The sequence below is a fragment of the Pseudomonas sp. SD17-1 genome (assembly GCF_029201585.1).
GTDB classification, from domain to species: Bacteria; Pseudomonadota; Gammaproteobacteria; order Pseudomonadales; family Pseudomonadaceae; genus Aquipseudomonas; species Aquipseudomonas palmensis.
Window position 1 is genome coordinate 1,905,681 of sequence record NZ_CP104044.1, and the last position, 14,481, is coordinate 1,920,161.

Genomic DNA, 14,481 nt, shown 5'->3' on the forward strand with positions numbered 1-14,481 from the left:
CCACTCCAGTTCCGCAGGCCCCGGCACGTTGCATGTGCCGTGTGCACGCTATGCAGGCGCCAGCCTTGCTGGCCAACGCATGCGCCGGCGCTTTCACAGCCTAAATCACCCTGCACCTGCTTCGTTCTTGTGGATACGACTGGACCTTGTGGTCCCGCATCCTATCGACAAGGACGCATTGCATGAATGCCCAAGACTCGCTGAAACTCGCTCGCCGCTTTATTGAACTGCCAACCGAAAAGCGTCCGCTGTTCCTGGAAGCACTGCGCAAGGAGGGCGTCGATTTCTCGCAGTTCCCGATCCCGGCCAACGCCACCAGCAGCGAGCGCGACGGCCTGTCCTACGCGCAAGGGCGCATGTGGTTCCTGTGGCAGCTCGATCCGCAAGGCGCCGCCTACAACCTGCCGATGGCCGTGCGCCTCAAGGGTGAACTCGACAACCATGCCCTGCAACAGGCCTTCGATGCGCTGGTGGCTCGCCATGAAACCCTGCGCACGCTGTTCGAACAGGGCGACGGGCAGGTCCGTCAGCGCGTTCTGCCGCCCACACCGGTCACGATCGTCACCCATGACCTGAGCCATCTCGCACCCGCAGACCGCGAAACACAAGTCGGCGCACGGGTCGAGTCCGATGCCGGCAGCCCCTTCGACCTGGGCAACGGTCCGCTGCTGCGCGTGCAACTGCTCAGGCTCGACGCGTGCGAGCACGTGCTGCTGCTGACCCTGCACCACATCGTCGCCGACGGCTGGTCGCTGAACGTGCTGATCGACGAGTTCATCCGCCTTTACGACGCCGCCAGCAGTTCGGGCGAAGCGGCCCTGCCCGAGCTGCCGATCCAGTACCGCGACTACGCGCTGTGGCAACGCAGCTGGCTGGAGGCCGGCGAGCAGGAACGCCAGCTTGGCTACTGGCGCGAAAAGCTCGGTGACGACCATGCGCCGCTGGCGCTGCCGTTCGACCACCTGCGTCCGGCCATACCGACTCAGCGCGGGGCGCGACATGCCTTCGAAGTGCAGCCGGCGCTGGCCGAGCAGTTGCGCAGCCTCGCCCGCGCCCAGGGCGCAACGCTGTTCATGGTGTTGCTGGGCGGCTTCAAGCTGCTGCTGCAACGCTACAGCGGCCAGCGCGCGATCCGCGTCGGGGTGCCGGTGGCCAACCGCAACCGCGCCGAGGTCGAGGGCCTGATCGGCTGTTTCATCAATACCCAGGTGCTGCACACCGATATCGACCCGCTGATCGACGTGGCCGAGCTGGTGCAGCGCATCAAGCACACCGCTGTCGGCGCCCAGGCTCATCAGGACCTGCCGTTCGAGCGCCTGGTCGAAGCGCTTGATCTGCCACGCAGCGCCAACCAGGGCGCGCTGTTCCAGGTGCTGTTCAACCACCAGGCCAACATCGCCGATGCCGCGCAGATCACCACCCGCTCGGGCCTGGCCCTGGAGAAGGTCGCGCTGGACAAGCACAGCGCGCGTTTCGACCTGGCGCTGGACACCTACGAAAGCGCCGGTCGCCTGCACGCCACCTTCACCTATGCGCTGGACCTGTTCGATGCGGCCACCATCGTCGCCATGGGCGAGCATTGGGTGCAATTGCTGCAAGGCCTGGTGGCGGACGCGTCGTGTGCCGTCGGTGAGCTGCCGCTGCTGGTCGCCGGTACCCCGCACATCGACACGCCGGCCCTCGCGCTGGACGACACCTGCATCCATCATCTGATCGAGCAGGCGGGCGCAGCCACTGCGCAGGGCATCGCGGCCATCAGCGCCGGTCGGCAGATCACCTATGCCACTCTGTGCCAGCGCAGCGACGCACTGGCTGCGGCGTTGCGCCAGGCCGGGGTGCAGGTGGACGAGCGGGTCGGCGTGGTTGCCGACCGCTCCATCGACATGCTGGTGGCCATCCTGGCTGTGCTCAAGGCAGGCGCCGCCTACCTGCCACTGGAGCCCGAGCAGCCGCGCGAGCGGCTCGACTTCATGCTGGCTGACAGCAACGTGCGCGTGGTGCTGGCCGCTTCGACCTGGGCAGAAACATTGCCGGTGCAGGTACACCTGATGCACGCCGATGCCGTGTACCCCGACGCTGCCGCGCCGGTAGTGGCGGTCGCGCCGGACAACCTGGCCTATGTGATCTACACCTCCGGCACCACCGGCAGGCCCAAGGGTGTCGGCATCAGCCATGGCGCGCTGGCCAACTACGTGCGCGGGGTCGGTCGACGCCTGCCGATGCAGGCCATCCGGAGCCTGGCGATGGTTACCACGCCTGCCGCCGACCTGGGCCACACCGTGCTGTTCGGTGGACTGTGCAGCGGCAAGACCCTGCATCTGCTGGACAAGCAGACGGTGCTGGATGCCGACGCTTTCGCCCGCTACCTGCACGAGCACGCGGTGGATGCGCTGAAGATCGTGCCTTCGCACCTGGAGGCCATGCTGCCTGCAGGTTCAGCAGCGTTGCCCCGCCAGTGCCTGATCCTCGGCGGCGAAGCCTGCACGCCTGCTCTGCTGCAACGCATCGCGGGGCTGGCCCCGACGCTTGCGGTGATCAACCATTACGGCCCCACCGAAACCACCGTGGGTGTGCTGACCCATGCAATGGATGGCCAGCCGGTGCTGGGCACGCCGCTGGACAACCTTCGCGTGAAGGTGCTCGATGCTTGCCTGCAGCAGGTGCCAGGCGCGGCGCGAGGCGAGCTGTACATCGCCGGGGCCGGGCTGGCCCGGGGGTACCTGGGGCGTGCCGGGCTGACCGCCGAACGCTTTGTGCCCGACCCGGATGACGCTGCCGGCGGGCGCCTGTACCGCACCGGCGACTGGGTGCGTCGCAACGGCCTGGGGCAACTGCTGTTCGCCGGGCGTATGGACGGTCAGGTCAAGATTCGCGGTTATCGTGTGGAACTGGCAGAAATCGAGAGTCGCGTGCGCGAGTTGCCCGGCATTCGTGCTGCCGTGGTGCGTGTGGTGGGCGAGGGCCAGGCGCAGCAACTGGCCGCTTACCTGGTGCCGGTTGACGCGCCACACGGCGATGCCGCGCAGCAGGCCCTGCTCGATGCCAGCCGCACCGCGCTCAAGCAGGCCCTGCCCGAACACATGGTGCCCACCCACCTGTCGTTGCTCGAACGCCTGCCGGTGACCGCCAACGGCAAGCTCGACCTCAAGGCCCTGCCGCAGCCGGCAGCGGCACAGACTACCTACCGTGCGCCGCAGACACCATTGCAGGCAGTGGTGGCACAGATCTGGGCCGAAGTACTGCACATGGATCAGGTGGGCCTGGACGACAACTTCTTCGCCCTGGGCGGACACTCGCTGCTGGCCACCCAGGTGGTCTCGCGGGTGCGCAAGCAACTGGGCCTGGATATCCCGCTGCGCGCGCTGTTCGACAGCGCCGACCTGCTGGCCTTCACCGACGTGGCGCAAGCCCTGGCGCCGGTAACGCAAGCCGACTTCGAGGTACTGGACCGCAGCGCGCCGCTGGCGGTTTCGCATGCCCAGTACCGCCAGTGGCTGTTCTGGAAGCTGCACCCGCACAGCGCGGCCTACAACACGCCGCTGGCTGTGCGTCTGCACGGCGCGCTGGACCTGTCGGCCCTGCAGTCGGCCTTCGATTCGCTGGTGGGTCGCCACGAGTCGCTGCGCAGCGTGTTCGACGAGCGCGACGGCATGCCGTGGCAGCGCGTATTGCCGCCTGCGCCGCTGGCCATCGCGATTCACGACCTCAGCGCCGAGCCTGTACAGGCACTGATGCAGCGCCTGGACGAAGAGGCCGCCACCCCGTTCGACCTGGCGCACGGCCCGCTGCTGCGCGTCAGCCTGTTCAAGTGCGCCGGTGACGAGCATGTGCTGGGCCTGATGCTGCACCACATCGTCTCCGACGGCTGGTCGATGGGGGTGATGATGCGCGAGCTGGCGAACGCCTACAACGCCCGTGTGCGCGGCGAGCCGCTGCACCTGGAGGCGCTGCCGGTGCAGTACGCCGACTACGCCGCCTGGCAGCGCAAGCGTCTGGCCCAGGGGCTGCAACAGGCCCAGCTCGAGTACTGGAAGGACCAGCTCGAAGATGACTTCGCGGTGCTCGAACTGCCGGCCGACCGTAGCCGACCCAAGGAGCAGAGCCATCAGGGCGGGCGTATCGACATCCGCCTGCCGGACACGCTGGCCAGCGGCCTGCGCGAACTGGCGGTGCAGCACAACGCCACGCTGTTCCACGTATTGCTGGCGGCGTTTGCCATCGTGCTGTCACGCTACAGCGGCAAGCCCAAGGTCAACATCGGTATCCCGGTCACCAACCGCAATCGCCTGGAGCTCGAAGGGCTGATCGGCTTCTTCGTCAACACCCTGGTGGCGCGGGTGGGCATCGACCCGGCGCTGACCTTCAGCCAGTTGCTGGAGGCCGTCAAGGACACTGCCTTGCAGGCCCAGGCCAACAAGGACGTACCGTTCGACGCACTGGTCGATGAACTCAAGCCCGAGCGCGGGCTGGGTTACAACCCGCTGTTCCAGGTGATGTACAACCACCTGCGCGACGTTGGCGGCCAGGTCTCGGCCGACAGCCTGCACGGCCTGCACGTCGAGGAAATCGACCTGGTCGAGCAGACCGCGCATTTCGATATCTCGCTCAACACCTTCGAGCGCGCCAGCGGGCTGGTGGCCACCTTCAACTATTGCACCGACCTGTTCGACGCCGCGCGCATCCAGCGCATGGCCGCGCACTGGCAGAACCTGCTCGAAGGCATCTGCCAGGCCCCGCGTCAGCGCCTGGCGCAACTGAGCCTGCTGGGCGCCGACGAGCGCCGGCAGATCCTCGGCCAGTGGCAGCCCGGCCAGCAGTCGAGCCAGCGCCAGGTTCACCAGTTGATCGCAGACCACGCGACACTGACGCCGAACGCGGTGGCGGTGCTCTGCGAAGGGCGCCAGTTGACCTACGCGCAACTGAACGCCCAGTCCAATCGCCTGGCGCATCACCTGATTGAACTGGGCGTAGGCCCCGAGGTGCGCGTGGCCGTGGCGTTGCGCCGCTCGGTCGACACCGTGGTGGCCCTGCTGGCGGTGCTCAAGGCCGGGGGTGCTTATGTGCCGCTGGACGTGGCCTACCCGCAGGACCGTCTGCACTACATGATCGAGGACTGCAAGGCTGCACTGGTGCTGACCCAGCACGACGTGCTCGACCAGCTGGCGCTGCCCGGCGCGATGGCGACCTTGCTGGTGGACCAGCCCCAGGCCTGGCAGGAGCGGGCCGACACCACGCCGCAGGTGGCGCTGAACGAAGGCAACCTGGCCTACGTGATCTACACCTCCGGTTCCACCGGCCAGCCCAAGGGCGTGGCGGTGGCGCATGGCCCGCTGGTGGCGCACGTGCTGGCCATCGGCGAGCGCTATGAAATGACCCCGCGCGACTGCGAGCTGCAGTTCATGTCGCTGGCCTTCGACGGTGCCCACGAGCGTTGGCTGACCGCCCTGAGCCACGGCGCCCGCCTGCTGCTGCGCGGCGACGAGCTGTGGTCGCCGGAGCAGGCCTGCCAGGTGATGCGCGAGCAGGGCGTGACTGTCACTGCGCTGCCGCCGGTATACCTGCAGCAGGTGGCCGAGCATGTCGAACAGGCCGGCAACCCGCCGGCCGTGCGCATCTACTGCTTTGGCGGCGATGCCGTGCCGCAGGCGAGCTATGCACTGGCTTGGCGTGTGTTGCGCCCGCAGTACATCGTCAACGGCTACGGCCCGACCGAAACAGTGGTAACGCCGCTGCTGTGGAAGGCCCGTGAAGGCGATACCTGTGGCGCCGCCTACGCGCCCATCGGCAGCCTGGTGGGGCGCCGCACGGCCTATGTGCTGGACGCCGAGCTGAACCTTTTGCCCAACGGCCTTGCCGGTGAGCTGTACCTGGGCGGGCAGGGCGTGGCACGCGGTTACCTGGACCGCCCCGGCCTGACCGCCGAACGCTTCGTACCCGACCCGTTCGCCGCCGACGGCACGCGCGTGTACCGCAGTGGCGACCTCACGCGGGTGCGCGCCGACGGCCTGGTCGACTACCTGGGGCGCATCGACTATCAGGTCAAGATTCGCGGCTTTCGTATCGAGCTGGGCGAGATCGAGGCCCGTCTGCAGGGGCACCCGCAGGTGCGCGAAGCGGTGGTCGTCGACATCCCCGGCCCCAGCGGCAAACAGCTGGCCGGCTACCTGGTGCCCGTGGCCGCGCCGGATGCGCAGCAGCACACCGAGCTGCGCAACACCTTGCGTGAACACCTCAAAGCAGTGCTGCCGGACTACATGGTACCGGCGCACCTGATCGTGCTCGACGCCTTGCCGCTGACCCCAAACGGCAAGCTCGACCGCAAGGCGCTGCCCAAACCGGACGCCAGCCTGCTGCAACAGGCCTACGTGGCGCCGCAGAGCGACCTGGAACATCAGCTCGCCGCCCTCTGGGCGGGCGTGCTCAAGGTCGAGCAGGTGGGCGTTACCGACAACTTTTTCGAACTGGGCGGCGATTCGATCATCTCCATCCAGCTGGTCAGCCGCGCGCGCCAGGCCGGCATCCATTTCAGCCCCAAGGAGCTGTTCCAGCATCAGACCGTGCAGGGCCTGGCGTCGGTGGCGCGCCAGGGCGAGCAGGCCCGCCAGATCGACCAGGGCGCTGCCAGCGGCCAGGCGCTGCTGCTGCCGGTGCACCAGTATTTCTTCGGCGCGCAGATGCCCGAACAGCACCACTGGAACCAGGCTGTGCTGCTCAAGCCCGGCCAGACATTGCAGGCGCAGACACTGGAGCAGGCGTTGCAGGCGCTGACCACCCAGCACGATGCGCTGCGCCTGAACTACAGCCTCCAGGCCGACGGCCAATGGGCCGCGCACTACGGTGCCGTGGCCCAGCAACAGACCATCGTGTGGGCGGCTGCGGCAGAACACGCCGAGGCGTTGCAGGCGCTGTGCGAAAAGGCCCAGCGCAGCCTGAACCTCGAACGCGGTGAACTGCTGCGTGCGGTACTGGCGACCCTGCCCGATGGCAGTCAGCGCCTGTTGCTGGCGATCCACCACCTGGTGGTCGATGGCGTGTCGTGGCGCATTCTGCTGGAGGACCTGCAAACGGCCTACACGCAACTGGCTGCCGGACAGGCCGTGACCCTGCCGGCCAAGACCAGCTCGACCCAGGCCTGGGCGCAACGTTTGCAAACCCATGCCGCCACCCTGCAACCGCAACTGGCGTACTGGACCGCCGAGCTGGCGGGCGTCAGCGCCGAACTGCCGTGCGACCATCCGCAGGGTTCGCTGCAGGGCGTGCATCTGGCCACGGCCCACACCGTGCTCGACGCGGCCACCACCCGCAAGTTGCTGCAACAGGCCCCGGCCGCCTACCGCACCCAGGTCAACGACCTGCTGCTGACCGCCCTGGCGCGGGTGATCGCACGCTGGACCGAGCGTGATGAGGTACTGATCCAGCTCGAAGGGCATGGTCGCGAAGACCTGTTCGATGACGTGGACCTGACCCGCACAGTGGGCTGGTTCACCAGCATGTTCCCGGTCAAGCTGAGCCCCACCGACAGCCTCGATGGCTCGATCAAGCGCATCAAGGAACAGTTGCGTGCGGTGCCGGACAAAGGCATCGGCTTCGGTGCGCTGCGCTACCTGGGTGACGCGCAGGCCCGCGAAGCACTGGCCGCGCTGCCGGTGCCGCGTATCACCTTCAACTACCTGGGCCAGTTCGATGGCAGCTTTGCCGAAGACGGCCAGGACGCCTTCTTCACCCCGGCCAGCGAGCACGCCGGGGCCAACCAGAGCCCCGAGTCGCCGCTGGGCAACTGGCTGGCGATCAATGGCCAGGTGTATGGCGGCGAATTGAAACTGGGCTGGAGCTTCAGCCGCCGCATGTTCGACGAACCGACCATCCAGGCCCTGGCCCAGGCGTATGCCGAAGAGCTCAAGGCGCTCATCGCGCATTGCGTCCGGCCAGACAGCTTCGGCCTGACCCCATCGGACTTCCCGATTGCCGGCCTGACCCAGGCACGCCTGGACGAGTTGCCGGTTGCCGCGCGCGACATCGAAGACATCTACCCGCTGTCACCGATGCAGCAGGGCATGCTGCTGCACACCCTGATGGACCCGCATTCGGGCATCTACTTCATGCAGGCGCGCAAGAGCATCCGCAGCCCCATCGACTTCGAGCGCTTCACCGCGGCCTGGCGTGCGGTGGCGCAGCGTCACGAACCGCTGCGCACTTCGTTCAGCCTCGACCGTGATGGCCAGATGCTGCAGATCGTGCACCGCCAGGCGCAGTTGAGCGTGAGCTTCCTGGACTGGAGCGAGCAGACGCCTGAGCAGCAGGAGGTGTCGTTGCAGGCGCTGCTGCGCGATGAGCGCGACCAGGGCTTCAGGCTGCTGGAGCAGCCGCCGATCTGGGTGCGTCTGATCCGCCGTGAAACCGACCATTACTGGTTCATCCTCAGCAACCACCACATCCTGCTGGATGCCTGGTGCCACTCGCAGCTGTTCGAAGACTTCTTCACCTTCTACAACGGTCAGACCCTGCCGGCCGCCGAGCGCTTCGGCAGCTTCATCGGCTGGTTGCAGCAACAGGACGAGCAGGCCGCGCTGGCAATGTGGCGCGAAGAGCTGCAGGACTTCAGCGAAGTCACCGCGCTGCCGTTCGACCGCAAGAAGGGCGATGGCGAGTCGGCCGGCATCGGCGACAACTACGTGTACCTGGCCCCCGAGCAGGGGCGCCTGCTGCATGAACTGGCCCAGCGCAATCAGATCACCGTCAACACCTTCGCCCAGGCTGCCTGGTCGCTGGTGCTGCACCGCTACAGCGGCCTGCACGACGTACTGTTCGGGGTGACGGTGGCGGGCCGCCCGGTCAATCGCCCGGAGATGCAGAGCACCGTGGGGCTGTTCATCAACAGCATCGCGCTGCGCGTGGACATTCCGCAGGCCGGTGACGACCTGAGCGTGAAGGCCTGGCTGCAGCGCCTGTTCGAGAAGAACTTCACCCTGCGCGAATACGAGTACCTGCCGCTGGTGCAGATCCAGGCGTGCAGTGCGGTAGAAGCGGGGCACCCGATCTTCGACAGCCTGCTGGTGTATGAAAACGCGCCGATGGAAAGCAAGGTGCTGAGCAATGCGCAGCAGCTCAACGTGGCCGGTTCCACGTCGCGAACCCACACCAATTACCCGCTGACAGTGGTGATCTACCCCGGCGACGAGCTGGGCCTGCACCTGTCCTACGACCAGAGCTACTTCGACGAGCCCACCATTGCCGCGCTGCTGGAAGACTTCCGTCGCCTGCTGCTGGCCCTGGCCGAGGGCTTTCATGGTCGCTTCGACGAGCTGGCCCTGGTGGGCGCGCCGGAGCTGGCCAAGGTGCATGAACAGCCCGAGGCCCTGGCCGAATACCCGCTGGAGGCCGGGTATGTGAACCTGTTCGAGGCGCAACTGGCGGCCCACCCCGAGCAGGTGGTGGCGCGCTGCGAAACGCAGGCATGGACCTACCGCGAGCTGGACGCGCACGCCAGCCGGGTGGCGCAGGCACTGATGGCCGCCGGGGCCAAGCCGGACCAGCCGGTGGCGATGCTCAGCGAGCGTAATCTGGAGCTACTGGGCATGGCCGTGGGGGTGTTCAAGGCCGGCTGTGCCTACCTGGCGCTGGACCCGCAACTGCCCGACCAGCGCCTGGCCGAGGTGCTGGCCCTGGCCGGTGCGCCGGTACTGCTGGCCAGCAGCGACTTCGCGGCCCGTGCCCAGGGCCTGCTGGCCCTGCTGCCCGAGGCTCGCCGAGCGACGCTGCTGATCGACGATGCACTGCCGCCGGTGGACGTGCCGATCGATTACCCCGGTCGCCATACGGGCGGGCGAGCGCTGGCCTACCTGATCTACACCTCCGGCTCCACTGGCACGCCCAAAGGGGTACAGGTGGAGCAGCGCGGCATGCTCAACAACCAGTTGAGCAAGGTGCCTTACCTGCAACTGGACGACGCGGACGTGATCGCCCAGACCGCCTCGCAGAGCTTCGACATTTCGGTCTGGCAGCTGCTGGCCGCGCCGTTGTTCGGCGCGCAGGTGGATATCGTGCCCAACCGCATTGCGCATGACCCGCGGGCGTTGCTCAGCTACGTTCGCGAGCGCGGCATCACCCTGCTCGAGAGCGTGCCGTCGTTATTGCAGGTGATGCTCGACGAGCTTGAACAACTGGGCAGCCCCGGCCAGGAACTGGGTCGGCTGCGCTGGCTGCTGACCACCGGCGAGGCGCTGGCGCCGGAGCTGGCGCGGCGCTGGGTGCAGCGTTATCCCGAGGTGGGCCTGGTGAACGCCTATGGCCCGGCCGAGTGTTCCGACGACGTGGCGCTGTTCAACGTCCTGCCGGCCTCGACCACGGGGATTCGCCTGCCGATCGGCGTGGCCACCGACAACAACCGCCTGTACCTGCTCAACGGCAACCTCGACCCGGTGCCCAACGGCGCCATCAGCGAGCTGTTCGTGGCCGGCATCGGTGTGGGGCGCGGTTATCTGGGCGATGCCAGGCGTACCGCGGCGACCTTCCTGCCCGATCCGTTCGACACCAGTGTGCAGGGTGGCGGGCGCCTGTACCGCAGCGGCGACCTGGCGCGCCATGGTGCCGACGGGGTACTCGAATACGTCGGGCGTACCGACCATCAGGTCAAGATTCGCGGGTTCCGTATCGAGCTGGGCGAGATCGAGATCGCGCTGCAGGCGCATGCCGCCGTGCGCGAGGCAGTGGTGCTCGCTGTGCAGGGCCTGGGCGGCAAGCAGCTGGCGGCCTACGTGGTGGCCAGCGGGGCAGGGCAGGCCGAGTTGCGCGGTGCGCTGCGTGACCACCTCAAGGCGATGCTGCCCGAGTACATGGTGCCGTCGTACTTCGTGTTCCTCGACACACTGCCGCTCAACCCCAACGGCAAGCTGGACCGCAAGGCCCTGCCGGCACCGGATACCAGCCAGGTGCAGCAGCAGTTCGTGGCACCGGTCAGTGTGCTCGAGCAGCAGGTGGCGGCGATCTGGGCGCAGGTGCTCAAGGTCGAGCAGGTGGGCTTGAACGACAACTTCTTCGAGCTGGGCGGGCACTCGCTGCTGGCGACCCAGGTGGTGTCGCGTCTACGCCAGCAACTGGAGGTCGAACTGCCCTTGCGTGCGCTGTTCGAGGCACCGCTGCTGGCCGACTTCATCGCCGATGTGCAGGGCGCCAGCCGTGCCACGGCGCCGGCCTTCCGGCACGTGGCGCGCAATCAGCCACTGCGGCTGTCGTATGCCCAGCAACGCCAGCTGTTCCTCTGGCAGCTGGATGCCCACAGCACGGCCTACAACATGCCGCTGGCACTGAGCCTTAAGGGCGCGTTGGACATCGATGCCCTGCAGGCCAGCTTCACGTCGCTGATCGAACGTCACGAGACCTTGCGCACCACTTTCAGCCAGGCCGATGGTCAGGCGGTGCAGGTGATCCATGCACCCGCGCCATTCACCCTGCAGGTCGAGCAGGTCGGCGTGCCGGCCGGTGCCGATGCGCAGGCATGGGTCAAGATGCTGGTGGAGGCCGAAACCCGTCGCGTGTTCGATCTGCAGCAGGGGCCGCTGTTGCGCGTCAAGCTGCTGGCCCTGGCCGAGGGCGAGCATGTGCTGGTGCTCACCTTGCACCATATCGTTTCCGATGGCTGGTCGATGCCGGTGATGGTCGAGGAACTGATCCAGTTCTACGAAGGCCATCGCCGGGGCCAGCCGCTGCAGTTGCCGGCGCTGGCGATCCAGTACGCCGACTACGCGGTGTGGCAACGCCAGTGGATGGAGGCCGGTGAGCAGGCCCGCCAACTGGCCTACTGGACCACGCAGCTGGCGGGTGGCCAGGCGTTGCTGGAGTTGCCCACCGACCGGCCGCGCCCCGCCACGCAAAGCCATGCCGGGGCCAACCTGGGCATCGAACTCGACCCTTCGCTGGCCAGCGCGCTGGAGCAGTTGGCCAAGGCCCAGGGCGTGACGCTGTTCATGTTGCTGCTGGCCAGCTTCCAGGCCTTGCTGCATCGCTACACCGGGCAGGATGACATTCGTGTCGGGGTGCCGATCGCCAACCGTACCCGGCTGGAGACCGAGCGCCTGATCGGCTTCTTCGTCAACACCCAGGTGCTCAAGGCCGAGTTCGATTCGCACACCACCTTTGCCCAGTTGCTGCAGCAGGTACAGCGCACGGCGCTGGCCGCGCAGGGCCATCAGGACCTGCCATTCGAGCAGTTGGTGGAGGCGTTGCATCCCCAGCGCAGCCTCAGCCACACGCCGTTGTTCCAGGTGATGTACAGCCACCAGAGCCAGGTCAACGGCGCGCGTCACAGCTTGCCGGGCCTGACCGTGGAGAGCCTGGCGTGGGAGCAGGGCACTGCACAGTTCGACCTGACCCTGGAGACCGTCGAGCAGGCGAACGGGCTCGGCGCCAAGCTGAACTACGCGACCGCCCTGTTCGACGAGGCGAGCATCCAGCGCCTGGCCAGCCACTGGCGACAGTTGCTGCAGGGTATCGTCGAGCAGCCGCAGCAGCGCATTGCCGAACTGGCGTTGCTGGATGGCCAGGAACAGGCGCGCATCGTGCAGGCGTGGAACCCGGTCGAGGCGGAGCACGCGCCCGGGCCGTGCATTCACCAGCACATCGCGGCGCAGGCGAACAGGACCCCGCAAGCCATCGCGGTGGCCTTCGGCGAGCAGTCGCTCAGCTATGCCGCGCTCGACCAGCGTGCCAACCAGCTGGCGCACAAGTTGCGCGAACAGGGCGTGGGGCCGGATGTACTGGTCGGCCTGGCGGTGGAGCGCAGCCTGGAGATGGTGGTCGGCGTGCTGGGCATTCTCAAGGCCGGCGGCGCCTATGTGCCGCTGGACCCGGAGTACCCGCAGGATCGTCTGGCCTACATGATCGAGGACAGCGGCATCAAGCTGCTGCTGACCCAGGCGCACCTGGAGTTGCCTGCTACTGCATCGGTCGAGCGCGTGATCCTCGAGAGCGGCGCTGCATGGCTTGAGGGCTACAGCACTGCCGCGCCGGTCAATCTCGCCACGCCGGACAACCTGGCCTACGTGATCTACACCTCCGGCTCGACCGGCAAGCCCAAAGGCACGCTGCTGCCGCACCACAACGTGATGCGCCTGTTCGCGGCCACGCAGCACTGGTTCGACTTCGACGCCAGCGATGTGTGGAGCGTGTTCCACTCCTACGCCTTCGACTTCTCGGTGTGGGAGCTGTTTGGCGCGTTGCTGCACGGCGCCAAGGCGGTGGTGGTGCCGCGTGAAGTGGCGCGCTCGCCGGAAGACTTCCATGCACTGCTGGTGCGCGAGCAGGTCACGGTGCTGAACCAGACGCCGTCGGCGTTCAAGCAACTGATCCCGGTGGCCTGTGCCAACCCTTCAGCGCTGGCGCTGCGCTATGTGGTGTTCGGTGGCGAGGCGCTGGATGTGGCCAGCCTCAAGCCGTGGTTCGAGCGTTTTGGCGACCAGCAGCCACAGCTGATCAACATGTACGGCATCACCGAAACCACGGTGCATGTGACCTATCGGCCGCTGAGCCTGGCCGACCTGCAGCAGGACGGTGTGAGCCCGATCGGCGAGGTGATCCCGGACCTGTCGTGGTACCTGCTCGACAGCGACTTCAACCTGGCCCCGCCGGGCTGCCACGGCGAGCTGCATGTGGGGCGTGCCGGCCTGGCGCGCGGTTACCACCAGCGCGCCTCGCTGACCGCGCTGCGCTTCGTGCCTGACCCGTTCGACCGCAGCGTGCAGGGGGGCGGGCGGCTGTACCGCACCGGCGACCTGGCGCGCTATCGCGGCGACGGGGTGATCGAATACGTGGGTCGCATCGACCATCAGGTGAAGATCCGCGGCTTCCGTATCGAACTGGGCGAGATCGAGGCCAGGCTTCAGGAGCACCCGGCGATCCGCGAGGCGGTGGTGCTGGATATCGACGGCGCCACCGGCAAGCAACTGGTGGCCTACCTGCTGGCTGCCGGGCCGGTGGAGGCGGCGCAGCAAAGCGCACTGCGCACCGGCCTGCGCGAGCACCTCAAGGGCGTGCTGCCGGACTACATGGTGCCGGCACACCTGATGTTCCTGGAGGCCTGGCCGTTGACCGGCAACGGCAAGCTGGACCGCCGCGCACTGCCCAGGCCCGATGCCAACCAGTTGCAGCAGGCCTATGTGGCGCCCCACAGCGAGCGCGAGCAGCAGGTGGCGGCGATCTGGGCGCAGGTGCTGCAGGTGGAGCAGGTGGGCCTGACCGACAACTTCTTCGAGCTGGGCGGGCACTCGCTGCTGGCAACCCAGGTGATGGTGCGGCTGCGCGAAGTGCTGGGCATCGAGGCGGCACTCAAGGACCTGTTCGAATACCCCGAGCTGGGGGAGTTCGTGCGCAGCCTCGAGGAAAAAAACCTTGGAATTGATCCACTTCAGGCGCAATTGGCTAAATCCCTGGAGGCACTCAAACGTCTAACTACGGAGGAACTTGATGAGCTGATTTCTTAAGGGGTAT

General features: G+C 67.2%; 1 protein-coding gene. It reads left to right on the plus strand.

Annotated features, from left to right (window positions below; genetic code table 11):
* The first annotated feature begins 182 nt into the window (after window positions 1–182).
* Window positions 183–14,474 (plus strand): non-ribosomal peptide synthase/polyketide synthase, encoded by a 14,292-nt coding sequence (locus tag N0B28_RS08670; RefSeq protein ID WP_275731499.1) that lies wholly within the window; start codon window positions 183–185, stop codon window positions 14,472–14,474.
* Window positions 14,475–14,481 lie beyond the last annotated feature (7 nt).